Here is a 25,197-nt window from a genome sequence, read left to right on the forward strand (position 1 = left end):
TCAACCCGATTTCAAGAGACAAGACATGACCAGCACCCAACCGGCCCCCGCCAGCGACGCAGTGCAAATCGCCTTCGACCCGCACGTGTATCCCGCGCACACCGACGCCAGCCGCCGCGAAGCCTACCTGCCCACGCCCTGCGTGCAGAACCATGCCGCCAACCTGCATGTCCTGCCCAACGGCGACCTGCTGTGCGTGTGGTTCGGCGGCACGCAGGAAGGTATCCCCGACGTGTCCATCTACATGTCGCGGCTGCCCGCCGGCGGCGACGCGTGGCTGCCGGCCGTCAAGCTGTCCGATGACCCCACCCGCTCCGAGCAGAACCCCGTGCTGTTCAGCACGCCACAGGGCCAGTTGTGGCTGATCTACACGGCGCAGTTGTCCGGCCACCAGAACACGGCCATCGTGCGCCGCCGCATCTCCAGCGATGGCGGCCTCACCTGGGGGCCGATCGACACCCTGTTCGACCATGCCGGGACCTTCGTGCGCCAGCCGCTCGTGGTGTTGCCCGACGGCGCCTGGGCGTGCCCGGTGTTCCTGTGCCGCACCAGGCCAGGAGAGCGCTGGGTCGGCAACGACGACATCAGCGCGGTCATGGTCTCCAGCGACCAGGGCCTGACCTGGCAGGAGCACACGGTGCCCGACAGCGTCGGCTGCGTGCACATGAACGTGCAGACGCTGGCCGACGGCAGCCTGCTGGCGCTGTATCGCAGCCGCTGGGCGGACACGGTCTACGCCAGCCGCTCGCGCGACGGCCGCGACTGGAGCGCGCCGCAACCCACGGCGCTGCCGAACAACAACTCGTCGATCCAGTTCGTGGCGCTGCGCAACGGGCACCTGGCGCTGGTCTACAACGAAAGCGACGCCTCCCACAGCACCGGGCGGCGCACGTCGCTGTACGACGACATCGAAGACTCCGAAGACAGCGGCGAGCTGCGCGACCAGCCGGCGTCGGCGCGCGGCGCTGCGTTCTGGGGCGCGCCGCGCGCGCCGATGTCGCTGGCCATCTCCGAGGACGGCGGCAAGACCTGGCGCCGCCGCCGCAACCTGGAGATCGGCGACGGCTTCTGCATGACCAACAACTCCGCCGACCAGCGCAACCGGGAGTACTCCTACCCGTCCATCGTGCAGGGTGCGGACGGCGCGCTGCATATCGCCTTCACGTACTTCCGCCAGCGCATCAAGTACGTGACGGTGGACGAGTCCTGGGTGCGCGGCTGACGGGCCGGGCGGGCAAGCGCCAGATGCGTGGCATTCTTTGCTACATTTAGCGCTCGTTGCATGCCGCACCCTGGCATGCGCCCTGACACCGTCCCAGGACCAGCAGACATGAAAGTGACCAAGCGCCGCGAGGCAATGCACCAGGCCGTGCTGAGCGGCATGACCGATGTCGCCACGCTGTGCGAGCACTTCGGCATGTCCGAGGCCACCGTGCGGCGCGACCTGCGCGCGCTCGCGTCCGACCGCCGCATCCTGCGCACCTATGGCGGCGCGGCGGCAGTGGGCTCCCACGAGCCCGAGGCCCCGCTGGAGGAGCGGCGCGTGAGCGGCCGCGAACAGAAGGACGCCATTGCCCGCGTGGCCTGCACCCTGATCGCCGATGGCGACACCGTGTTCCTCGATGGCGGCACCACCACCGCGGCGCTGGCGCGCCATCTCCCCGGCAAGGCCGTGCAGGTGGTGACCAACAACCTGCTGGTGGTCGCGGCGCTGGCCGCGAGCGGCCTGCCGGTGACGCTGGTCGGCGGCGACGTGCGGCCCTCCAGCATGAGCACCCTGGGGCCGCTGGCCCAGCTGTCGCTGAGCCGGATCAGCGTGGACAAGGCCTTTCTCGGCGCGGACGGCGTGGTGGCGAGCAACGGCCTGTGCGAAGCCTCGGCGGACCAGGCCTACCTGAAGGAATGCGTGGTCAGGCAGTCGGCGCAGGTGTTCGTGCTGGTCACCGCCGACAAGGTCGGGCGGGCCAGCCAGCAGCACTGGACGCCGCTGGAGCGCGCATGGACGCTGATCACCGACGATGCCGTGACCCCGGACCAGTTGAGCGCCTTCACGGCGCATGGCGAAGTCACGGTGATGACGGCCTGACCGTCGCCCGCCCAGGGGCGAGGCCGAGCGCAAGGCCGGCGTGGTCGATAGCTAGATCGACGCCAGGGAAATCACGTCAGCCAGGTGCTGCTTCTCGCGAGCCAGCTCCCCCGCGACGATCTCCGCCATCGCCGCCAGGCTGGCCTGGACGATGGCCGCGGCATCGACCTCGAAATAGCGGCGCAGCGCCGCCCGCGAATCGCTTCGCCCGAAGCCATCGGTGCCCAGCGTCACATAGCGGCGCCCCGGCGGCACGAAGGCACGCACCAGCTCCGGCAGCGCGCGGACATAGTCGGTCGCGGCGACGATCGGACCGCTGCCCGCCCCGAGCTGCCGCCCGAACCAGCTATCGACTGCGGCAATGGTGCCATGGCGCCACAGGCGTTCGCGTTCCACCCCTTCGCGCGCCAGCTCGATATAGCTGGTCACGCTCCAGACATCGGCGGCAATGCCATGCACCTGCTCGAGCAGGCGCGCCGCCTTCAGGACTTCGCCCATGATTGCCCCGCTGCCGAACAACTGCACGCGGTGGTCGAACGCTGCGCCACGCCGCAGCAGGTACATGCCCCGCACCACGCCTTCATGCGCGTCGGCTGGCAGGCTCGGGTTCTCGACGCTTTCATTGGTGACGGTGACGTAATAGAACTCGTCGGCCTGTTCGCTGGCCATGCGCCGCATGCCATGGTCGACGATGACCGCCAGTTCCCCCGCAAAGGCCGGATCGTAGGCGCGGCAGTTGGGAATGGTCGATGCCGCTAGGTGGCTCGTGCCGTCCTGGTGCTGCAGGCCCTCGCCGCCCAGGGTGGTGCGCCCCGAGGTGGCGCCGATCAGGAACCCGCGTGCGCGCTGGTCGGCGGCGGCCCAGATCAGGTCACCCACGCGCTGGAAGCCGAACATGCTGTAGTAGATATAGAACGGCAGCATCGTGACGCCATGCGTGGAATAGCTGGTGGCCGCCGCCGTCCACGACGACAGCGCGCCGGCCTCCGTGATGCCCTCCTCCAGTATCTGCCCATCCTTGACCTCCCGGTACGACAGCATCGATGCCGAATCCTCCGGCTGGTAAAGCTGGCCGAACGGCGCGTAGATGCCGACCTGGCGGAACAGGTTCGCCATGCCGAACGTCCGCGCTTCGTCGGCGACGATCGGGACGATCCGCGGGCCCAGCACAGGATCCTTGAGCAAGGCGCCGAGGTACCGCACCAGCGCCATGGTGGAGCTCATGGCCTTGCCATTGGCATGCAGGGCGAACGCGGCGGTCTTGTCCAGCCCGGGCACCGGCAACGGGCCGGCGCCGGGATGGCGCGCGGGAAGATAGCCGCCGAGGGCGGCGCGCCTGGCTTGCAGGTAGCGAATCTCGGGGCTGTCCTGCGCCGGGCGGTAGAACGCGGCCTGGGCCACCTGTTCGTCGGTCAGCGGCAACTGGAAGCGGTCCCTGAACGCGAGCAGATCCTCGGGGCCGAGCTTCTTTTGCTGGTGCGTGGTCATCCGGCCTTGCGCGATGGCGCCCATGCCGTAGCCTTTCATGGTCTTGGCCAGTACCACGCAGGGACGCCCGTTGCGCCTGGCGGCGTCGGCAAATGCCGCGTAGATCTTCACCGGATCGTGCCCGCCCCGGCGCAGGCGGTCGATCTCGTCGTTGGACAGATGCGCCACCAGCGCGCGCAGCGCCGGCGTCTTGCTGAAGAAGTTCTCGCGATTGAACGCGCCATCGTTGGCCGAGAGCGTCTGGAATTCTCCATCCACGGTCTGCGCGAACGCGCGGCTGATGGCGTGATCGTGGTCACGCGCCAGCAGCGCGTCCCACTCCGACCCCCACAAGCACTTGACGACATGCCATCCTGCCCCCGCGAACAAGGCCTCGAGCTCATCGACAATGCGCCCGTTGCCGCGCACCGGCCCGTCCAGGCGCTGGAGATTGCAGTTGATGACGAACGTGCAGTTATCCAGCTTTTCCCGGGCGGCTAGCGTCAGTGCTGCGATCGACTCCGGCTCGTCCATTTCGCCATCGCCGAAGAAGCCCCAGACCCGGCGCTCGCTGGTCGCTTTCAAGCCCCGGTTTTCCAGGTAGCGCATGAAACGCGCCTGGTAGATGGCGTTGAGCGGGCCGATGCCCATCGACCCGGTCGGAAACTGCCAGAAGTCCGGCATCAGGTATGGATGCGGGTAAGAACTCAGGCCGCGAATCCCTTTGCCTTCTGCAACGATCTCTTGCCGGTAGTGGCACAGCGACGCTTCGTCCAGCCGGCCTTCCAGGAAAGCACGCGCATAGACGCCGGGCGCCGAATGCGGCTGGAAAAAGACGAGGTCCCCGCCTTGCGCGGCACCGGGGCCGCGGAAGAAATGCTGATAACCCACCTCGAACAGGTCTGCCGCCGAGGCATAGCTCGCGATGTGGCCGCCGAGCTCGCCATGCGCCTGGTTGGCGCGCACCACCATGGCAAGCGCGTTCCAGCGCAGGATCGCCGACAGGCGCCGCTCCATCGCCAGGTCGCCGGGATAGGCCGGTTGCGCTTCGACCGGGATCGTGTTCAGGTACGGCGTGGCCTGTTCCGGCCGCCACTGCAACCGATGCTTGCCGGCATGCGCCAGCAACGCATCCAGGATGGCGCAGGCGCGCTCCCTGCCCTGCTCCGGGCCCCAGGCCGACAACACGCCATCGAGCGCGTCGCACCACTCCTGCAGCTCCTGCGGATCCGCCTGCACAATCGGAGCGCTCGCCAGGATGGCGCCGAATCGGTTACGAGATGCCATCTTCAAACCCTCCCGCCGGCAACCGCCCGGCTCAATTTGCCTGGATGCCAGCCTTCTGGGCAATGGCCCGCATGCGCGGCAGGTCCTTGTCGATCATGGCGCTGACCTGCTCCGGCGTTGCATAGGAGGGCTCCAGGCCGTTGGCCACCAGTTTTTCCTGGATCTCGTGGTCTTTCATGGTCTGCGCCAGGGCCTTCTCCAGCCGTGACCTGACATCGGGCGGCAAGCCGCGCGGGGCCGCGATCGCCACCCATGAATCCGCATCGAAGCCCGGGAAGCCGGTTTCCGCGACGGTGGGCACCTCCGGCAGCAGCGTCGCGCGCCTGGCGCCCGCGACCGCGATCGCCTTGATCTTGCCGCTGCGGATATGTGGAAGCGATGCCGCGATGGTGTCGACCGAGAAGGGGATCTGGCCTCCGATCAGGTCGGCAATGGCCGGGGCGCTACCCTTGTAGGGGATGTGCTGGAGCTGCATGCCTGTGGCGCCCAGGATCATCTCGCCCGCGAAATGGCCGGTGGTGCCATTGCCGAACGAGCCGTAGGCGTATTTCCCCGGCGCGGCCTTCACCGTCGCCATCATCTGCTTGAGGTTGTCCACCGGGACATCGCGATTGGCCAGCAGGATCAAGGGCACCCGCGCGACCAGGCCGATCGGCTCGAAGCTTTTCACCGGATCGTATGGCAGATTCGCATTGATGGCGGGATTGACCGTGAAGGTCGAGCCTGAACTGATGAACAGCGTGTAGCCGTCGGGCGCGGCCTTTGCCACATAGCCGGCGCCAACGATGGTGCCGGCGCCCGCGCGGTTCTCGATGACCACGGGCTGGCCGAGGCGGTCGCCCAGCTTCTTGCCAACCAGTCGTCCCATGATGTCTACCGCCCCGCCCGGCGGAAACGGCACGACCAGCACGACAGGCCTGGCGGGATATCCCTGGGGCTGCGCATGCGCGGCGCACATGGCGATGCCCAACAGCGACAGCGCCTTCACCGCCATCGAAACGCTTCGTGAAACGACGTTCATGCGCTACTCCTGTGATTGAGCGACGGGGGGCAAACGGGGGGCAAACAGGAAGCTGACAGGGAGCAAGACGAGACCGGGGGCTTTGCCGGACAAGCGCCCCCTGATGCCGGCGTTGCACCACCGGCATCAGGGTGCAGCCATCGTGCCGGATCAGCCGTTCCGGAACAGGAAGCTGTAGGCGCTCAGCGCCGGAGCGCCACCCAGGTGGGCGTAGAGCACCTTGGAGCCTTCCGGGAATTCGCCGCGGCGGACCAGGTCGATCATGCCCTGCATCGATTTCCCTTCGTAGACCGGGTCGGTCATCATGCCTTCGAACTTGGCGCTCATCCGGATGGCTTCGAGCGTCTCTTCGGAGGGCAAGCCATACTCCGGCCCGCCGTAGCGCGTGTCGAGCACCACGTCGTCGTCGGTGATATCGCGGCCCAGGTCCACCAGGTGCGCGGTGTTCCTGGCAATGCGCAGGATCTGCGCCCGGGTCTGCTCCGGCTTGGCCGATGCGTCGATGCCGATCACGCGGTTGGCCCGGCCATCGGCGGCGAAGCCGACCACCATGCCGGCCTGCGTGCTGCCGGTCACCGAGCAGACCACGACGTAGTCGAACTTGAAGCCGAGTTCCGCTTCCTGCGCGCGCACTTCTTCCGCGAAGCCCACGAAACCCAGGCCGCCCAGCGGGTGCTCGGAACACCCCGCCGGAATCGGGTAGGGCTTGCCGCCCGCCTGGCGCACGCTTTCCATGGCCTCTTCCCAGCTCTTGCGGATCCCGATATCAAAGCCATCGCTGACCAGGCGCACGTCCGCGCCCATGATGCGAGACATCTGGATATTGCCAACGCGGTCATAGACGGCATCGGAGTAATTCACCCAGTCTTCCTGCACCAGCACGCACTTCAGGCCGAGATGCGCCGCCACGGCCGCCACCTGGCGCGTCTGGTTCGACTGGATGCCGCCGATGGAGACGAGCGTGTCGCAGCCCTGGGCAAGCGCGTCCGGAATGATGTACTCGAGCTTGCGCGTCTTGTTGCCGCCGAACGCCAGGCCGCTGTTGCAGTCTTCGCGCTTGGCATAGAGGTCGACCTTGCCGCCGAGATGCGCGCTCAGGCGCTTGAGCGGTTGGATGGGCGTGGGGCCGAACGTCAGTTGGTGGCGGGGAAAGCGCTTGAGATTCATGCTGGCAACTCCTTGGGTTTCTGGTTTTCCTGGGACAGGGGCGGGAATCCATGCATCAAGGCTGGCGAAGAACACGGGCATGTGGAACCACCTTTCGTTGATGCTGCGACGGACTCAATCCTAGAAAAAAATGCACGAAACGTGGTTGCAAAAATAGCCATATTTGTGCACGATAAAAAATATCAACAGCCGATTTTTGTCGCTTTATTTTTTGTAAACCATCATGGACGAAACAAAACTGCGCACCAAATCCGAGCATCTCGTGCCACTTTCCGAGGCATTGGATCGCACCGATAAAGCCATCCTGCGGGCACTTCAGCGCGACGCGTCCATCTCGAACGTGGCACTCGCGGCCAAGGTCAGCCTGAGCCCGCCGGCCTGCCTGCGTCGCGTGGAGCGGCTCAAGGAACTCGGCCTGATTCGCGGCATCGTGGCGCTGCTGAACCCGGCCGCGCTGGACGCCGGCATGCTGGTGATGATCGGCGTGGTGCTGGACCGCTCCACGCCGGAATCCTTCTCGGAGTTCGAGAAGGCTGCCCAGAAGGTGTCGGGATGCATGGAGTGTCATGTCGTCACGGGTGAGTTTGACTACTTCATGATGCTGCGCACCAAGGACAGCGAGAGCTTCAATCGCCTCCATGCGGAGCAGCTGCTTTACCTGCCGGGGGTCCGCCAGATCCGCTCGTTCATGGTGCTCAAGCAGGTGCTGTCGACAACGCAGTTTCCGATCTGAAGCGCCACGGGCGCGGCAAGGCGCGCACCGGCCGCCGCCGTCCCCTCACGCGCCGCGCGGCCGGCTGCCGGCAATGGCGCCGCCGCCTTCGGCAAGATCCCAGAACACCCCCGCCATGACCTGCAGCGCCTGCCTGGCCACGCTACCCAGCAGGTGCTCGTTGGGCGCATGCTGGCTGCAGGCGGGATACGAATGCGGGAACCAGAGCGTGGGCAAGCCCAGCACGTGCGCAAACACATCGTTGGGCAGCGACCCGCCGAAGTTCGGCAGCAACGCCGGCGGCTCGCCCGTGGTGCGCTGCACGGACGCCAGGGCCCACCGCACCCAGGCATCGTCCGGATCCAGGCGGGTTGCCTGCATCGGTTCGCCATCCGGCCGGACCTCCACATCCTGGAAGCCATGGGCGTCCAGGTGCTCGCGCAGGTGGTGCATGAAGCCGGCACTGTCGCTGCCCACCACAAAACGGATCTGGCACAGGGCGAACGCATGGCCGGGAATCGCCCCCACCGGGGCATCGGGATTCCCGGTCTTGAAGGCCAGCACTTCGAACGTGTTCCATCCATACACGCGTTCGGCAGGCGACAAGCCGGGCTCGCCCCAGCCGGGATCGATCCCGGGATCGGCCGGGCCACCACCAACCTCGATGGTGCACAGTGCCGCCCGGACGTTGTCCGGCAGCCCGTCGGGCAACAGCCCGCGCACCAGCACCCTGCCCTTGGCATCCACCACGCTGGCGATCGCATGCGCAAGCCGCGTGCCGGCGTTGCTCAGCAGGCCGCCCCAGTTGCCGGAGTGATGCGCGCCTTCGCGCAGGTTGACGGCAAGCCGGAAGTTGCAGAACCCGCGCGACCCCAGGAAGATCGTTGGCCGCCCGGCGGCCACGCGCGGCCCGTCCGAGGCGATGAACACGTCCGCCGCCAGTTCGTCCGCGTACGTTGCGCACACTTCCCGCAAGCCAGGCGAGCCGGTTTCCTCCCCCATCTCGAGGATCATCTTGACGTTGTAGCCGAGCCTGCCCTCGCGCAGCGCCAGCACCTGGGCCAGCGCGGCCAGGTTGATGGTGTGCTGGCCTTTGTTGTCGGCCGTGCCGCGGCCATACCAGCGGTCACCGTCAAGCGTCACCTCCCAGGGGGCAAGCCCGGGCCGCCATTGCGCATCCTGCCCGCGCACCACATCGCCGTGGCCGTAGGTCAGCATGGTGAAGGCGGCCTCGGGTTCCAGCCGGTGCGCCAGCATGAACGGCCCCCCGCCGGGGACGGGGTTGTCGACGAGCTTCCACGTGAAGCCAAGGCGATCGAGCTGCGGCCCGATCGCATCGGTCAGGTAGACCGCAAGGATGGCGGCACTGGCGGGATTCTGGCTTTCCGTGCGCATCGCCACGCGTTGGCGGAGCACCTGCTCGAAGCTGCCGTCGTCAAAGTAGCGGGCCGCGAGTTCGACGGCTTGTGTTCGGCTCATGTCTGTGCATTCCTTCCAACGTTGCGCGAATCGCTCGCACCGGGTGCCTTCCCGGGCGGCGACGTTGAATCCTAGTGCCTTGCAAACATTGCGAAAAGCATAGAATTCAGATGCCTGGTTTGCCTTTTTCGCAAACCATGCAAACCGCGCAAACCGTGCAAGCCGCGCAATCCCATCCATCCAGCCGGAGAACCCGTGCCCCAGTCCCATCGCTTGCAGAGCACTGCGCTGCGCTATTTCCTGGAAGTGGTCCGTTGCGGCTCGATCAGCGAGGCGGCGTCGCACCTGAATGTCGCGGGCTCCGCCGTCAGCCGCCAGATTGCCGGCCTGGAGGAAGCCCTGGAGGTGGTCCTGTTCGAGCGCCGGCCGCGGGGCATGGTCCTCAGCGCCGCGGGCGAGCTGCTGGCCGCGCATGCCCGCAAGGCCAGCTTCGAGGCAGAACGGGTCGTGGCCGACGTGCTGGCGTTGCAAGGACTGGGCTCCGGCCATGTCCGCATCGCCAGCTCGGAAGGCTTCGCCATCCAGTTCCTGCCGAGCGTCATCGAGGCGTTCCGCGCAAAGTATCGCGGCATCCGCTTCCAGCTCTCGGTGGATGCGCCGGCCGAAGTCACCCGCCGCGTGCGCCAGGGCGAATGCGATATTGGCATGGTCTTCAACTACAGCCGTATCGGGCAGAAGGATGTCAAGGTGGAGCATCGCCAGCCGGCCCCCGGCCTTGCCATCATGCGCGCCGACCATCCCCTGGCGAAGTCCAGGCAGGTCACCTTGTCCCAGCTGCAGGGTTATCCGATGGCCCTGCCCGACACGGATACCACCGTGCGCCAGGTGTTCGACATCGCCTGCATCCGGCAGCGCGTGACGGTCGACCCGATACTCACCAGCAACTACGTCGAGACCCTGCTGAACTTCGCGCGGCTCAACGATGCCGTCACGCTGGCGAGCGAAGTCTCGGTGCGCCTGCTGCTGGAGGAACGCGGCTTGTGCGCCATTCCCATCCGGGACCGGGCGATGAGCGAGCGCAGCATCGAAGTCCAGACCTTGCAGGGCAGGACCCACGCGGAAGTGGTGCGCGTGTTCCGGGATTTCCTGATCGCGATGCTATCGAGCCCCGGTGGCATCGGGTGCGAAGCCCTGGGTGCGTTGACAACCGGCAAAGCCGGATAAATGCGGCGAGCGCAGCGAATGATGAGAAGCCTCGGCCAGCAGGCGCCCCGTCACTTGCGCCAGCAGGAGGTCGCCGAAATTCCGGCGGTCGAAGACGCCGGACAGGATGGCGGGAGAATCGGTATTCATCGAGGCATAACCGGTGGTCGGCACGCGGTGGTCGGCACGCGGTGGTCGGCACGCCTTCTTTATTGGCCTCCCGCGGGGCCTGGCCTATCGCATCAGATAGAGGGAAAACTGCCCGCCGTTCATCGGGAAAGCCGCGGCAACATCATCCATCATCGCACTCGCGCCACCCATCGATATGCTGCCGGCACAGTCCACGCTCCTCCCGGCGTCAGTGCAGGCAGCGAGAAGCGCCAGGGCTGCGAGCCCCGCGCAAAACAGCTTGCTCATGAACATCTCCTCGCGATTCCGGCAGGCAAGGGAGCGGGAGTCGCCGGGAATCAGGGCGGCGAGTCCCACAATGCTTTCAGCAGTCGCAACCTTCGGCCCACCCTCACGCGGGCCTGATGTTCTGGTTCACGCGGAACAGGTTTGCCGGGTCGTACTTGCGCTTGATCTCCGCCAGTCGCACATAGTTGTCGCGATAGGCCGCCTTCACGTTGTCGTTGCCTTCGTCCATCATCATGTTGATGTAGCCGCCGCCAGCCGAGTGCGGATGCAACGCCAGCCAGTAGTCCCTGGCCCACTGCACGATGCGGTCGTTGTTGGCCGGGTCGGGATCGACGCCGACGATCACGCTGGCGAAGCTCGCATCGCGGTAGCTGAACGCGGTGTCACCGGGGCCCGCGCGATGCGCCGCGCCGTTGATGGGATACAGGTGCATGGTCGAGTGCATGGACGGCAACTGGTGCCCGTACTTGATGTGCAGGTCGATGGCCTTGTCGCTGAGGTCGCTCACGAAGTCGGCTTTCCAGTACCACTGCAGGCCAGGCGGATACAGGGCGTCGAACAGGCTCTGCAAGACCGGCCATGGAATGGGCCCGGCAAAATCCACCGCCGGCGGCATGGCGTCGCGAATCGGCTTGAAGCGCGCTTCGGCCTGATCGAGCGGGCCCGTGTAGCACCACACCACGGCGCACATCTTCTGCAGGTGCACGGACTCGGGGAACGGCGGCCCGGGCGGCACCGTCACAAAGCCGAACCAGCCATTGATGTCCTGCGGCGCCGTCAGGATGAAATCGCGCCACCACTTCATCAACGCTCGCGCCTGGTCCATCGGCCACAGCATCGGGCCGCCGTAGACCGTGCCGACGGGATGGGCCTTGAACTCGAACGAGGTGACCACGCCGAAGTTGCCGCCACCGCCGCGCAGCGCCCAGAACAGGTCCGCGTTCTCGTCGCTGCTGGCGTTGACCAGTCGCCCGTCGGCCAGGACGACCTCGGCGCTGAGCAGGTTATCGATCGTCAGGCCGTAGGCGCGGCTAAGGTAGCCGATGCCCCCGCCGAGCGTCAGCCCGCCTACGCCCGTGGTCGAGATGAAGCCGCTCGGCGTCGCCAGTCCATAGGCGCTGGCGGCGTGGTCCACGTCACCCCAGGTGCAGCCGCCACCAACCCGGATGGTGTTGCGCTTCGGATCGACAAACACGCCTTTCATCGGCGAGAGGTCGACCACCAGTCCGCCATCGCATGTACCGAGCCCCGCGCCATTGTGCGCACCGCCACGCACAGCCAGCAGCATTGCGCCGTCGCGCGCGGCGTTCACCGCCGCAATGACGTCCGCGACATCGGTGCAGCGCGCGATCAGTGCCGGACGCTTGTCGATCATGCCGTTGTACACCGCGCGTGCCTGCTCATAGGCCGCATCGCCAGGCTGAATCAGTTGCCCGCGGAAATGCGGCTTCAGCGCGGTGGCGACGGTTTCACTCAGAGCCCCTTCCATGGTTGCCTCCTGTCCGGTTGGTATGCAGGAGTTGTATCAACCTCGGCGTTTGGAGGGCGTTAGGCGCGCCGTTATATGCGCCAGTCTCCGGCGCGGCTGGCCCGGACCGGCCAGACCATGACTAACGCGCCAGTAACGCGCGCGCCCGCACGATGTCAGGCTGGTCGAAGCCTTCGGTGAACCGGGCGAGCGGCGACTCGACCACCCGGCGCGCGCCGATACCCTCCCGTGGCTCGCGCAACGCCGCCAGCGACAGCGCGGCGCGCAGCTCGAGCGGGCGCGCCCGCTGGGCGGCAGCGATCTCGACCGCCTTGATCAGCGACGATTCGGCTTCGCCCAGGTTGGCGCTGCGGTGCAACAGCAATTCGCCACGCAGGCGATAGAGCTCCGCGTCCAGCCAGTGCTCGCCAGTGTGCTGCGCATGGTCGAGTGCCTGATCCAACGCCGCAAGCGCGGCCTCAGTCTCGCCCACGTCACCCAGGCATTCCGCCAGCATGCCGAGATACAGCGGCAGCCGCAGGCGCGCGCCGGTGGCATGAAAGCCCTCGATCGCCACCTGCATGGCCGCCACGGCGTCGGCGCCGGGCGCCTGCTTTGCATTGGCCCAGGCGAGCAGCACGTCAGCCCAGGCGAGGTAGTAGCCGACGTGGTACTGAGCGGCGATCGAACGAGCCTGGCGGGCGTAGTGAAGCGTGAGCCCGTGCTCCCGGCGCAGGGCATGCTGCGTTGCAAGATAAGACAGCGCCAGCGCCTGGGAGAACGGATGTGCCAGCCGGTCTGCCACCTCCAGCGCTTCGCGCCCACGCCGCAGGGCTTGATCGGCGAGCCCGCCGAACCAGAATCCATGGGCCGACCACGCCGACGCCAGCACGCCGAAGTTGCCGCCCATCATCGACACATGCTCGGCGTGCTGGGTTTCGTCATAGGCGCCGAGCGCGCTTTGATACGCTGGCTCCGCCGCGACCCAGTCACCCTGCTGGATCAGGCTCCCCATGACGTTGGTCCATGCCATCGACGCGTAGGTACCCCACCCCGGCGTGCCCAATCCCGCGATGAGTTCCTCGCTCAGGCTCCGCGCCTGGGCAAGCTCCGCACTGACGACGAGAAAGAAGGCAAGGCTGACCTGGGCGCGCGCCTGCTGGCCGAGGTCGCCCGCCTGTTTGCTGAGCTCCACAGCACGCCGCAGCGGCGTGTCGAGCTCCGGTGCCGCCCAGCCACGGGAAATCCGGATCGGCGGCGCAAGGTCGAGTTGCAATGCCAGCGACTGCCGGGCGCGCTCCTGCGGATCGACGATCTGATCGGCTTGCGCCAGCCCGCGCTGCAACAGCGCAATCGCATCGTCATAGGCGTACACGCTCTGCGCAACGCCGGCCGCGCGCCGATAGAAAGCGGCCGAGTCGGTTGGCAGGCCGGCCTGCTCGTAATGCGCGGCAATCTGCGCGCTTGCGGCGTCGAGTTCATCGCCCGGCGCCTGTTCGAGCGCGCGTGCCACGCGCTGATGCAGGCCGCGGCGTTGTAGCGGACTGACCTCGGCGTACGCCACGTCACGGATCTTGTCGTGGCTGAAATCAAAGGCAAGGCCCCCGCTGTCCGGCTGGCGCACGATGCCTCGCTGCCAGAGTTCGTCCAGCGCTCCCGTGAGGGCATGCTCGCGCACGTCGCTCGCCTGGGCCAGCACATCGGCGGTGAACGCGCGCCCGATGATCGCCGCGACGCCGACGATATCGCGCGCGGCGGGCGACAGTTGCGCCAGCCGGTTCGAGATCACCGTGTACACCTTGGGCGGCAACTTCGCGACCGGGCCGTGCGGCGTCCCGCCAGCCGTCGCGGTATCGAACCGGGCGCGCATCATCTCGACCGTGAACAAGGGGTTGCCTTCGCTTTCCTCGAACAGGCGGGTTGCCTCCGCATCGGCCAGCGGCCGATTGATGATCTGCGCCGCGATCTTCGCCGTTTCGGCGGCATCCAGTGCGCCCAGCAGCATCTCCGTGAGCTGGTCGTCGCGCCGCAAGGCGTCAAGCAGCCGGCTCACGGCGTGCAATGGCGTGATGTCCTCATGCCGCGCCGTAGCGACAACGAGGAGCTTCGCGCTCACGTCGAAGCGCATCAGGAAGCGTAGCCATTCGAGCGTCTCGGTGTCACACCATTGCAAATCGTCGAGCAGCAGCAGCAACGGCCCGTCTTTCGCCAGCACGGCGCGCGCCAGCGCGCAGCCAGCCGGTGACCGGCGCGAACGCGACCTGCCCCTCGGCCGCGTACGCGCGCGAGTGCGCCGTGGTAAAGCCCTGGCCCGAAAGGTGCACGAGCAATTCCTCCGCCAGGCGCGACTTGCCGATGCCGGCCTCGCCCGAGATCAGCGCGAACTGCTTGTCGCCAAGCTGGCCGCGCTGCCACACTTCGAGAAGCCGCCGCCATTCGTCGTGGCGTCCGATCATCGATAGCATGGGGGCCCGTGGGCGTCGACGCTGGGTTGGCGCAGCCTGGGCAGCAAGACGCGCATAGGCCGCGCGCAAGGCTTCACCAGGCACGATGCCCAGCTCGCGCGCGAACGTTTCAACGCAGTTGCGATAGGCGCGCAGCGCGGATGCATGATCGTGATTCAGGGCATGCAGGCGCATCAACGCCATATAGGTGGGCTCGCGCAACGGGTCGAGCCGCTGCAACTGCTGCGAGTGCTTCAACGCCTTGGCGTAGTCGCGCCTGTCCTCGCTCAACTGGCTGAGCCGCGCGAGCGCCGCGATGCACGCTTCGCGTAACTGCTCGCGCTGCGGCGCGATCCATTCATCGTAACAACTGGCTAGCAGGTCGCCCCGATACAGTTCCGCGGCACGCACCAGGAACTCCTCCTCGGTGGCCGCGTCGTTGTTGCTTGCGGCCCGCGCCGCGGTGGCCAGGGCCGACTGAAACTGCGCAACATCGAGATCGAACGCGGAATCGGGCAACCATCGCACCATTTGCGCGTCGGCGTGGACGAAACTGGCTGCGTGCGGCCAAGACTTGCGTAGATGAAACAGGAGCTGACGCAATGCGTTGCGTGCCTGCGCCTGCGTGGAATCGGGCCAGAACAGGAAGGCGAGCTGCTGGCGCGACTGCGGCACGTCCCGATGCAAGATCAGATAGGCAAGCAGCGCCTGCAAGCGGGGAGAATTCGCGTCAGGCATCGGCGCGTCGGCGCCGTCGAGATGGAACTCGCCGAACAGGCGGACAGAGTAGCGAGTTTCAGGCGCCATGCTGGTCACCGGTGATCCAGGCGACTTCGGCGGCGTCGTGGAGGCCGGCCCACGCGTCACGGTACGCCGGGCTGCCGATGGCGGTGCGCACGCACCCGGCAAACGTGCGTAATCGCGCAGGCACGCACCGGACTTCCGCGTGGGCGATGTCGATGGACTCCGGAGGCGGAGGCGGCGCGCCATTCCGGGTAGGCGCCAGCCGTCGTGTCGTGCGTCTCAGCAGGGTCGCTCCCAAAGAATTTTTTCCCAGATGGCAGTTCTGCGTTCTTCAGTCTAGTGCGAACTACGCTCGCCGCCGAAGCTTGTCGCACCGGGACGAAAGCGATATCGGCCGATGAATTCGCGGCCTGACAGGTGCGCTAGACGCCTCAACCCCAACGCTGTGTGTGCGCCGCATCATGGGATCAGAATGGCGCGCAGCTCACGCTTCAAGATCTGCCCGCGCCGGATAGCGGCAGCGCCTCGCGGAACGCAACCGTCTTCGGACACCTGTAGCCTGTGATGTATTGCCGGCAATGTTCCCTGATCTCCCCACCCATATCGGGTTGCATGCTGCAGGAGCTTCCCCGGCCGGGGCCGACCGTTCCTATAATCACCCAGCCCCGCGCAGGGCAACACGTACCGCCGTCCGGCTTTCCCCGAGGATTTTCTGTCATGGCCCCAGCCGCATGCGTGACGGACACGCCGCCCCAGACGGCTCCCGTCCCGCCTCCCATTGCGCCAAGCAAGCTCACGCCACCGCGCAGTGCCCGCCCCCTGATGCCGCGTGCGCGTCTCACCGCGCGGCTGACCGAGGCGCGCGGCCTGCGTTGCGTGACAATCCAGGGGCCGGCGGGCAGCGCCAAGACCAGCAGCCTGGTCGCCTGGCGCCAGTCGCTTCTGTCACTGGACTACGATGTCGCATGGCTGTCGCTGACCCACGATGACGACGATGCGGTCAGCTTCTTCGATGCGTTGCTCGCCAGTCTGGCCGCGGTGGACCCAGTCCTCGTCAGCGATGCCCAGCTACTCGCGGGCCGCGACGGCACGCCAGGCGCCGCCGAGCATTGCGTGATCACGCTAGTACGCGCCATTGCCATGTACCGCCGCGAACTGGTGCTGATGCTGGACGACGCCCACGTTCTGCGCGATCCGGGCGCGCTGGCCGTACTGCGCTGGCTGCTCGACTATGCCCCGCCTCAATTGCATATCGCGCTGGCTTCACGGCTGCCGCTGCCGGAACCCGTGTCGCAGTCGCTGGCCCGACTGGAGGCGCGCGGGATGGCGGCGCGCTTCGACCTGCGTGACCTGCGCTTTTCCGGAGCCGAGTCAGCGCGATTCCTGCTTGACCAGCTTGGCGCCGTCACCCCGCAGGATGCCAGCAGGCTCCACGAGCTGACAGACGGCTGGCCCGCCGGCCTGCAACTGTTCGCGGTGGACATGCGGACGCGGCAGGGCGGCGCCTACGTACCGGTCCATGTGCGCGACGCCGAAGGCTTTGCCAGCTATTTCGAGCGCGAGGTGCTGGTGCGACTGGCCCCGGCCGACCGCCACCTGCTCACCTGCCTGGCCGCCTGCGACCGCTTCTGCGGCGCCCTTGGCGCGACGCTGCTCGACACGCCCGACACCGGGCCGGACATCGCCCGGCGTCTTGCCGGTCTCGCGCTGGACGGGCTGTTCCTGGTCCGTATCGGTGACGGCACCGGCGACGACGCGTGGTATCGCCTGCATCCCCTGCTGCGCGAAGTCCTGCATGCGCACGCCGCGGACCTGCCTGCGGAGGCGCGCGAGGCCATCCACACCGCCGCCTGGCACTGGTTTGCGGCAAAGGGACTGGTGGAAGAAGCGGTAGCCCATGCCGTTGGGGCGGGCGCCCTGGAAGCCGCGGCCGACATGGTGGAACGGCGCGCCATCGAACGGCTCAGGATTGGCGAACTGAGCCAGCTTGCCACGCTGCTGCGCCGCTTGCCGCCCGCCACCATCGCCGCCCGCTTCCGCCTGGAACTGGCGATGGCCTACCTGCACATGTACGCCGGTGAAGCGGATGCCCTGGAAGGCAGCCTGCGGCGGCTGGAAGCGTGGCCCGATCAGCCCGAGATGTCCAGGGCGCGCCGGGCCTACATGCTCGCCATCCTTCGTGGCGGCATCGCGCTTGTGCGCGATGACCCCGACGCCGTCGCCGCCCTCTTGCCCACGCTGCACCGCGTGCCCCGGGACGCCGACGATCTCACGCTCACCGGGCGCGGCAACATCCTGTCGTGGATGCACATCTATCGCGGCGAATACGGCGAGGCACGCCGGGTGATCGAGGATGGCGCTCCCTGCGGCGGCGCGCCGCGCGGCCTCCTGCTGGGCCGCTGCATGGCGGGCATGACGCACGCTGCCGAAGGCGAAGTCCTGCTGGCCGAGCGCATCCTGCGCGACGTGCTGGCCGAATCGGAGCAGCAGGGCCGCACCTACGCGGGTGTCGCATGCATGGCCGCAGCGTTGCTGGGCGAGGCGCAGTACGAGCTGAACGACTTCGACGCCGCGGCACAGATGCTCGCCGGGCGCATCGATGTGCTGGAGCGCATCTCCATTCCGGACACCGTATTGCGCGCGCTGCAGACACTGTCGTGCGCCGGGTGGCTGGCCGGACGCCGCCAGGAAGCGCTCGCCTGCCTCGATCGGCTCGAACGCTACGCGCAACGTCGCCAGACGGACCGCTTGCTGGCCACTGCCTGGTGGCTGCGCGTAAGGTTCCATCTGGAAGCCGGGAACATGCACGATGGCGCCACGGCATTGCGCGCCCTGGAGGCACTGGCAACCCGATACCGGGAGGCCACGCGCAGCACGGCGTGGGAAGTGCGTGTCTGCGCCGATCTGGCTGCCACCGCCATGCACCTGCATCAGAATGACTTCGACGCGGCGCTGGCACGTCTCACGCCGCTTCACCGCCTTTCGGAAGCCGGCGGCCGCTGGTGTCGCGTGGCAAGCCTGCACATGCTGATGGCCATCGCCGAGGCCGGACGGCTCAACACGGCGACCGCACGCACCCATGTGGTGGCCGCGCTTCGTCTCGGTCATCGCCTTGGGCTCGTTCGCAGCATGCTTGACGTCTCCCCGCGCGCTCCCGAAGCGATTGCAGACGTCGCCCACGATCCTGCGCTCGACCCCATCCTGGCCTTCTATGCGCAACGACTGCTCGACGAGGCGGAGCGAGACGTCCAGCCCGCCACGGCGCCACGGCCCGCGTTTCCCGGCACACTGGCCGCACTCACTGACCGTGAGAACGAAGTATTGGGGCTGCTCACGCAGGCCATGCCGAACAAGAAGATTGCCCGCGTGCTCAATGTTTCCCTCGACACGGTGAAGTACCACCTGCGCAATGTCTACGCCAAACTCGGCGTGACCGGCCGCGATGAAGCCGTGGCGCGGCTGCGTGAGATGCAGGCGCCTCGTCTGGGGTAAGCCGGGACGCCTTCCTACACCACGGGTGTAGGGATTCTTTTCGTCGCTCCGTCCACACTCTCTTCATCGCGGTGCCGCTCTGGTGCCGCCAACCGGATTGGGAGAGTCTGCAGTGGAGATCCAGCGCAGCGTCTATCGCGAAGACCATGAAATGTTCCGCGCCACTGCGCGCCGCTTCTTCGAACGCGAGTGTGCCCCGCGCCAGGCGGAATGGGACCAGGCCGGCCAGGCCGGCCGGGACATCTGGCTGAAGGCTGGCCGCGAAGGGCTGCTGGGCGTCACTGTCCCGACGGAATATGGCGGCGGCGGCGGTGACTTCGGCCACGCGGCGGTGCTCGCCGAGGAGTACCACCGCTCCAGCGTGTCGGGCCCGAGTTTCTCGGTTCACTCCGACATTACCGCGCCCTACATCGCCCGGCTTGGCACGGAAGAGCAAAAGCAACGCTGGCTGCCCCCCGTCTGCCGGGGCGAGAAGATCCTCGCCATCGCCATGACCGAGCCGGGCACCGGTTCCGACCTCAAGTCGATCCGCACCACGGCCGTGCGCGAAGGCGACGAATGGGTCATCAACGGCAGCAAGACCTTCATCTCCAACGGCCTGACCGCCGACTGGGTCGTCGTGGTCTGCAAGACCGATCCGGGCGCCGGCGCCAAGGGAGTGAGCCTGATCATGGTCGAGGCCGACCGCCCGGGCTTCCGCCGTGGACGCAAGCTGGAAAAGGTCGGGCAGCACGCGGCCGATACCGCCGAGCTGTTTTTCGATGACGTGCGGGTGCCGGCGAGCAACCTCCTCGGCGTGGAGAACAGCGGCTTCATCCACCTGATGGAAGAGCTGCCCCAGGAGCGCCTGATCATCGGCGTCTACAGTGCCGCCCGCCTGGAGCGTCAGCTCGAGTTGACGCTGGAGTATGTCAAGTCGCGCAAGGCCTTCAACCAGACCGTCTGGGATTTCCAGAACACCAAGTTCAAGCTGGCCGACGTCAAGGCACAGGCCATCGCCGTGCGCACGATGATCGACTACTACATCGGCCAGCACATGGCGCGCAAGCTCACGCTGCAGGAGGCAGCCATTGCCAAGCTCTTCGCCACCGAGACGCTGTGGAAGTGCCTCGACGAGATGGTGCAGTTGCACGGCGGATACGGCTACATGCTGGAATACCCCATCGCACGCTCGTTCGTCGACATGCGCGTGACGCGCATCTTCGGCGGCACCAGCGAGGTCCTGCGCGATCTCATCTCGCGCAAGCTCTGATTTCATCATTTTTCCCGAGGAACAATCACCATGAGCGAAAAAGTACTGGTTGCCGGCGTCGGCATGATTCCCTTTGCCAAGCCGGGCGCGTGCGCAAGCTACACCGAAATGGGCGCGGAGGCCGCACGCCGCGCGCTGGCCGACGCCGGCATTGCCTACAGCGACGTGCAGCAGGCGTTTGCCGGCTACGTCTACGGCGATTCCACGTGTGGCCAGACCGCCCTGTACGAGGTCGGCATGACCGGCATCCCCATCGTCAACGTCAACAACAACTGCTCGACCGGCTCGACCGCGCTGTACCTGGCACGCCAGGCAATCGCCACCGGCGACGCCGACTGCGTGCTGGCCCTCGGCTTCGAGCAGATGCAGGCCGGGGCGCTGAAATCGCACTGGGACGACCGTCCTGTCACGCGCGCCCGCTTCCAGCCCATCATGCATGGCCTGACCGCCGACATGGCCCATCTGCCGCAAGCGGTGCGCACCTTCGCCGGCGCCGGCCGCGAGCACATGCAACGCTACGGCACGAGCCTCGCGACCTTTGCCGCGGTGCGCGCCAAGGCCAGCCGCCACGCTGCCAACAATCCGCTGGCGCTGTTCCGCAAGGTGGTGACCACCGAGGACGTGCTGAACGACACCCCGCTGTTGCCCGGCGTGCTCACCCGCCTGATGGCATGCCCGCCCACCTGCGGCGGCGCGGCGGCCATCCTCGTTTCGGAGCGCTTCGCCCGCAAGCACGGCCTGCGCACCGACGTGCAGATCCTGGCGCAGGCGCTCACCACGGATCCGCTCGCCTCGTTCGACCCGCCGTCGATGCTGAACTACGTCGGCACGCATATGACCCGCTCCGCAGTCAACCGGGTCTATGAGAAGGCCGGTGTCGGCCCCGAGGATATCGATGTCTGCGAGCTGCATGACTGCTTCGCCCAGAACGAAGTCATCAGCTATGAAGCGCTCGGCTTCTGCCCGGAAGGCGGCGCGGAAAAATTCGTGCGCGACGGCGACAACACCTACGGTGGCAAGGTGGTGGTGGGTCCGTCCGGCGGGCTGCTGTCGAAGGGACACCCGCTCGGCGCAACCGGGCTGGCGCAGTGCTTCGAGCTGACGCACCAGTTGCGCGGCACGGCGGAGCAGCGCCAGGTGGAAGGCGCGCGGCTGGCCCTGCAGCACAACCTTGGACTGGGTGGCGCCTGCGTGGTCACGTTGTACGGCAAGAACTGAACGACACAAGAACGCAGGAGGAGACAAACATGAAGCGTGCACGACTCACCTGGCTGGCGGGCCTTGGGCTAACGTTCGCCATACTGCTGCCGGCACTGGCCGGCGCCGCCGACAGCTACCCTTCGCGGCCGCTGCGCTTTGTCGTTCCGCTCACGCAAGGCAGCGGTTCCGACACCGTAACCCGCTTCGTGGCGGAGCGCGCCGGCAAGTTGCTGGGGCAGCCGGCCGTGGTGGAAAACCGGCCTGGCGCCGACACCATCATCGCCACGCAGAGCGTCCTCACGGCACCGCCCGACGGCTACAGCGTGCTGATGATCTCGCCCAGCGCGATGGTCATCAACCCGCTGGTGCACGATCACCTGCCCTACGATCCCAGGCGCGACCTGCGTCCGCTCGCCGCCGCGATCCGCGCCACGTCGGTACTGGTGACGGGCCCGTCGTCGCCGTACAAGACGTTCGGCGACTTTCTGGCCGCCGCGAAGAAGGCGCCGAACTCGGTCAGCCTGGCGAACTACAGCTACCACTACCGGCTCGGCGCGCTGCAGATGCAGCAGATGTCCGGGGTCGAGTTCAACCACGTCCTCTACAAGGGCGCATCTCAGGCCCAGACCGACGTGATGGGGGGCGCCGTGGACGCGGCGCTGCTCGATCTCGGCGGCGCGCTGCCGCTCATCCGTGCCGGCAAGCTGCGCCCACTGGCTGTCACGACCCGCGCACGCCATCCCGAACTGCCCGATGTCCCGACGGTCGCCGAAAGTGGTCTGCCCGGCTACGAGCTGACGGTCTGGGTGGGCTTCGCGGTCAGCGCGAAAACGCCGGAGCCGGTCGTCGCCAGGCTGGAGGACGCATTGCTCAAGGCCATCGGCTCCGCCGAGTTCAAGAGCTTCGCCGCACAGACGCTGTACGCCGGCGTACTCGGCATGCCCGGGAAGGAAATGAGCCGGATGATCGATGCGGAGCGCGGGCGCTACGCATCGATCGTCAAGACCTACGACGTCAGCGCGCGCTAGTCACCGGCGCGGTCCTTCGCGGCGCCCCGCGAAGGACCATCGAGCATCCATCGGAATACTCAGAGAAGCAACCATGCAACAACAGATCTGCAAAAACCGCGTCGTCGTCACTGGCGCCGCCAGTGCGCCTGCGCAGGAAGTGGTCGCCGAGATTCCGGCACTGGTGCGCCAGGCCGCCGCCAACGCCGATGTTTCCGGCGAGATTCCGCAACGCTGATCGCGAGCCCAAGCCATGACGAAAACCCCGAAATACCTCGGCGACCACGCCGCGCAGACGCCCGACAAGCCCGCCGTCATCAACGGCACCACGGGAGATTTGCTCACATACCAAGAACTTGACGAACGCTCCAACCGCTTCGCCCAGTACCTCTACGCGCTTGGCCTGCGCCGTGGCGACCACCTTGCCATGGTGCTGGAGAACAATATCCGCTGCTTCGAGGTGTGCTGGGCCGCGTTGCGCTCCGGGCTGCTGATCACGCCGGTCAACCGCTACCTGACCGCCCCGGAGGCCGCCTATATCATCGAAGACAGCAATGCCCAGGTCGTCGTGACCTCTTGGGCCATGCGCGACCTGGCCACGGCCCTGCGCGACATCATGCCGACCTGCCGCAAGCGGCTGATGATCGATGGCACGATTCCTGGCTGGGACAGCTACGAAGCAGAAGTTGCTGCCTGCCCCGCCGAGCGCCTGGCCGACGAATGGCTCGGCGCCACGATGGTCTACAGCTCCGGCACAACGGGACGCCCGAAGGGTATCCTCCGCGCCCAGGCCGAAGGCAAGGTCACCGAGGGCTCCGGCTCCGCGCGCCGCCCGCAATTCGACCGCTACGGCTTCGACGCCAATACCGTGTACTTGTCCCCGGCGCCGCTGTACCACACGGCACCACTGGGCTACGGGCTGGAAACGCAGTTCGGCGGCGGTACCGTCATTTTCATGGAGAAGTTCGACGCCGAAGACGCGCTGCGCATGATCGAACGCCATCGAGTCACCCATAGCCAGTGGGTGCCGACCATGTTCATCCGCATGCTCAAGCTCGATGGCGCGGCGCGCGGCGCGTACGACCTGTCAAGCCATCGCGTGGCCATTCATGCGGCCGCTCCATGCCCGCAGGAAACCAAGCGCGACATGATCGCCTGGTGGGGACCGATCCTGTACGAGTACTACGCCGCCACCGAAGGCAACGGGTCGACCAGCCTCGACACGCAGGAATGGCTGGCCCACCCCGGATCAGTCGGCACGGCCCTGCTCGGCCGCATCCGCATCTGCGACGATGACGGCAACGAGTTGCCTGCCGGCAAGACCGGGACGGTGTACTTCGAGCGCGACACGCTGCCGTTCCACTACCACAACGATCCGGAAAAGACACGCGCCGCGCAGCACCCACGCCATCCGAGCTGGACCGCGGTGGGCGACGTGGGGCATGTCGATGCCGACGGCTATCTGTACCTGACCGACCGCAAGGCGTTCATGATCATTTCGGGCGGGGTCAACATCTATCCGCAGGCGATCGAGGATGCGCTGGTGATCCATCCCAGTGTGGGCGACGCCGCCGTCATCGGGGTGCCGAATCCGGAGATGGGCGAGGAGGTCAAGGCCATCGTGGAGCCGGCGGCAGGCGTCAGCCCGACCCCGGAACTGGCGGAGGAACTGCTCGCCTACCTGCGCACGAAGGTGGCGAAGTACATGGTCCCGCGCTCGCTCGACTTTATCGACGCGATGCCACGTCTGCCGACCGGCAAGCTCTACAAGACCTCGCTGCGCGAACGCTACTGGAAGCCGTCATGACGGCCGCGCGGTTCCGCACGCGCCTGACCGACCTGTTCGGCATCCGTCACCCGCTCCTGCTCGGCGGCATGCACCATCTCGGCGAATCCGGCGTGGTGGCGGCTGTCGTCAACGCCGGGGCGATGGGCTTCATCACGGCGCGCTCGTTCGCCACGCCTGACGCGCTGCGCCAGGACCTGCGCCGTTGCCGTGAACTGACCGGCGGCAAGCCGTTTGGCGTCAACCTGACGCTGGCGCGCCGCGCCGGCCACAACGCTGCCGTGCAGGACTGGGTCCGCATCGCGCTCGAAGAAGGCGTGCGGCATTTCGAAAGCGCCGGCAATTCGCCGGCGGAGCTGGTCGGCCCGATCCAGCGCGGCGGCGGCGTGCTGATCCACAAATGCCCGAGCGTGCGCCATGCGCTGTCGGCAGAGCGGCTGGGCGTGGATGCGGTGGCGCTGGTCGGACTGGAAGAAGGCGGCCATCCCGGCGCCAACAAGCTATCGGCGTTCGTCAACGGCGCCTTTGCGCTGGAACGCGTGCGCGTGCCGCTGGCGATCGGCGGCGGCATTGGCAGCGGCCGCCAGATTGCCGCTGCGCTTGCGATGGGCGCCGACGCCGTGGTGCTCGGCAGCCGCTTCATGGTGGCCGACGAGATCATCGCGCATCGGGCGCTAAAGGAACGCATCGCGGCGTCCGACGAACATTGCTCGGTCGCCATCCTCGATACGCTCGGCGACACCTGGCGCGTACTGGCGAACGACACCGCCCGCGCGGTGCAGCAACTCGAAGCGCAGGGTGCGCGCTCGCATGCCGAGTTCGGCGACCTGATTCTCTCGGCCCGCACGCGCGAGCGCGTGTACGAAGGCGGCGATGTCGAAGCGGGCATCGTGTCACTCGGACCGGCCGGCGGATTCGCCGATCGCATCGAGCCGGCCGGTGCCATCGTCGCACGGCTGATGGCCGACGCGCGGCAAGCCACCGCGCGCCTCGGTGCCACCATGTCGTGATGGCACTTTGTACAA

Annotated in this window: 19 protein-coding genes; 11 read left to right on the forward strand and 8 right to left on the reverse strand. The window is 67.1% G+C overall.

The window, feature by feature from the left end:
- Window positions 1–25: 25 nt before the first annotated feature.
- Window positions 26–1,222 carry a sialidase family protein gene (locus AC1DKV_RS18355; RefSeq protein ID WP_441615863.1) on the forward strand — a complete coding sequence of 399 codons (1,197 nt, stop codon included), beginning with the start codon at window positions 26–28 and terminating at the stop codon, window positions 1,220–1,222.
- Between the two features lie 108 nt (window positions 1,223–1,330).
- Window positions 1,331–2,086: a DeoR/GlpR family DNA-binding transcription regulator gene (locus AC1DKV_RS18360; protein WP_441615865.1), complete on the forward strand. Its 756-nt coding sequence runs from the start codon at window positions 1,331–1,333 to the stop codon at window positions 2,084–2,086.
- A 51-nt stretch (window positions 2,087–2,137) separates the two neighbouring features.
- Here the strand turns inward: AC1DKV_RS18360 and mdeB are convergent, their stop codons facing one another.
- The 3 genes from mdeB to AC1DKV_RS18375 form a co-directional block, all read right to left on the reverse strand.
- Complete coding sequence (gene mdeB / locus AC1DKV_RS18365; RefSeq protein WP_441615867.1) at window positions 2,138–4,840, reverse strand: alpha-ketoglutarate dehydrogenase; 2,703 nt, start codon at window positions 4,838–4,840, stop codon at window positions 2,138–2,140.
- A 31-nt stretch (window positions 4,841–4,871) separates the two neighbouring features.
- Window positions 4,872–5,861, reverse strand: a complete 990-nt coding sequence (locus AC1DKV_RS18370) for a Bug family tripartite tricarboxylate transporter substrate binding protein (RefSeq protein ID WP_441615869.1) — start codon at window positions 5,859–5,861, stop codon at window positions 4,872–4,874.
- A 150-nt stretch (window positions 5,862–6,011) separates the two neighbouring features.
- A complete protein-coding gene (locus tag AC1DKV_RS18375) occupies window positions 6,012–7,028 on the reverse strand; it encodes a 1-aminocyclopropane-1-carboxylate deaminase (RefSeq protein ID WP_441615874.1) in 1,017 nt (338 codons plus the stop codon).
- A gap of 223 nt (window positions 7,029–7,251) precedes the next feature.
- Here AC1DKV_RS18375 and AC1DKV_RS18380 point away from each other — a divergent pair, with 223 nt between their 5' ends.
- Window positions 7,252–7,761 (forward strand): Lrp/AsnC family transcriptional regulator, encoded by a 510-nt coding sequence (locus AC1DKV_RS18380; protein WP_441615876.1) that lies wholly within the window; start codon window positions 7,252–7,254, stop codon window positions 7,759–7,761.
- Between the two features lie 45 nt (window positions 7,762–7,806).
- On the opposite strand, the gene AC1DKV_RS18385 is transcribed toward AC1DKV_RS18380, so the two are convergent.
- Window positions 7,807–9,219, reverse strand: coding sequence for a M20 family metallopeptidase (locus AC1DKV_RS18385; protein WP_441615878.1), 1,413 nt, complete (start codon window positions 9,217–9,219; stop codon window positions 7,807–7,809).
- A gap of 195 nt (window positions 9,220–9,414) precedes the next feature.
- Here AC1DKV_RS18385 and AC1DKV_RS18390 point away from each other — a divergent pair, with 195 nt between their 5' ends.
- The gene (locus AC1DKV_RS18390) at window positions 9,415–10,383 is read left to right on the forward strand and encodes a LysR family transcriptional regulator (RefSeq protein ID WP_441615880.1); all 969 of its coding nucleotides are present in this window, start codon (window positions 9,415–9,417) and stop codon (window positions 10,381–10,383) included.
- A gap of 213 nt (window positions 10,384–10,596) precedes the next feature.
- Here AC1DKV_RS18390 and AC1DKV_RS18395 read toward each other — a convergent pair whose 3' ends face one another.
- The 4 genes from AC1DKV_RS18395 to AC1DKV_RS18410 all read right to left on the reverse strand — a co-directional run bounded on the left by AC1DKV_RS18395 (window position 10,597) and on the right by AC1DKV_RS18410 (window position 15,498).
- Window positions 10,597–10,779, reverse strand: a complete 183-nt coding sequence (locus tag AC1DKV_RS18395) for a hypothetical protein (RefSeq protein ID WP_441615882.1) — start codon at window positions 10,777–10,779, stop codon at window positions 10,597–10,599.
- A gap of 103 nt (window positions 10,780–10,882) precedes the next feature.
- Window positions 10,883–12,268 carry an FAD-binding oxidoreductase gene (locus AC1DKV_RS18400; protein ID WP_441615884.1) on the reverse strand — a complete coding sequence of 462 codons (1,386 nt, stop codon included), beginning with the start codon at window positions 12,266–12,268 and terminating at the stop codon, window positions 10,883–10,885.
- Window positions 12,269–12,389: 121 nt separating this feature from the next.
- Window positions 12,390–14,462 carry an ATP-binding protein gene (locus AC1DKV_RS18405; RefSeq protein WP_477137765.1) on the reverse strand — a complete coding sequence of 691 codons (2,073 nt, stop codon included), beginning with the start codon at window positions 14,460–14,462 and terminating at the stop codon, window positions 12,390–12,392.
- Window positions 14,407–15,498: a BTAD domain-containing putative transcriptional regulator gene (locus AC1DKV_RS18410; protein ID WP_477137766.1), complete on the reverse strand. Its 1,092-nt coding sequence runs from the start codon at window positions 15,496–15,498 to the stop codon at window positions 14,407–14,409. Before AC1DKV_RS18410 ends, AC1DKV_RS18405 begins: the two co-directional genes overlap by 56 nt.
- 654 nt (window positions 15,499–16,152) lie before the next feature.
- Between AC1DKV_RS18410 and AC1DKV_RS18415 the strand changes: the two genes are divergently transcribed.
- From AC1DKV_RS18415 to AC1DKV_RS18445, 7 genes are all read left to right on the forward strand, one after another.
- Entirely contained in the window at window positions 16,153–18,927 is a 2,775-nt protein-coding gene (locus tag AC1DKV_RS18415; RefSeq protein WP_477137767.1) for a LuxR C-terminal-related transcriptional regulator, read from the forward strand.
- A 112-nt stretch (window positions 18,928–19,039) separates the two neighbouring features.
- A complete protein-coding gene (locus AC1DKV_RS18420; RefSeq protein WP_441615890.1) occupies window positions 19,040–20,179 on the forward strand; it encodes an acyl-CoA dehydrogenase family protein in 1,140 nt (379 codons plus the stop codon).
- 30 nt (window positions 20,180–20,209) lie between these two features.
- A complete protein-coding gene (locus tag AC1DKV_RS18425; protein WP_441615892.1) occupies window positions 20,210–21,397 on the forward strand; it encodes a lipid-transfer protein in 1,188 nt (395 codons plus the stop codon).
- A gap of 29 nt (window positions 21,398–21,426) precedes the next feature.
- Window positions 21,427–22,407, forward strand: coding sequence for a Bug family tripartite tricarboxylate transporter substrate binding protein (locus tag AC1DKV_RS18430; RefSeq protein WP_441615894.1), 981 nt, complete (start codon window positions 21,427–21,429; stop codon window positions 22,405–22,407).
- 73 nt (window positions 22,408–22,480) lie between these two features.
- Window positions 22,481–22,624 carry a hypothetical protein gene (locus AC1DKV_RS18435; RefSeq protein ID WP_441615896.1) on the forward strand — a complete coding sequence of 48 codons (144 nt, stop codon included), beginning with the start codon at window positions 22,481–22,483 and terminating at the stop codon, window positions 22,622–22,624.
- A 15-nt stretch (window positions 22,625–22,639) separates the two neighbouring features.
- Window positions 22,640–24,193 carry an acyl-CoA synthetase gene (locus AC1DKV_RS18440; RefSeq protein ID WP_441615898.1) on the forward strand — a complete coding sequence of 518 codons (1,554 nt, stop codon included), beginning with the start codon at window positions 22,640–22,642 and terminating at the stop codon, window positions 24,191–24,193.
- The gene (locus tag AC1DKV_RS18445; RefSeq protein ID WP_441615900.1) at window positions 24,190–25,182 is read left to right on the forward strand and encodes an NAD(P)H-dependent flavin oxidoreductase; all 993 of its coding nucleotides are present in this window, start codon (window positions 24,190–24,192) and stop codon (window positions 25,180–25,182) included. Before AC1DKV_RS18440 ends, AC1DKV_RS18445 begins: the two co-directional genes overlap by 4 nt.
- The last annotated feature ends 15 nt before the right edge of the window (window positions 25,183–25,197 follow it).

Source organism: Cupriavidus sp. 05T41 (assembly GCF_056396525.1).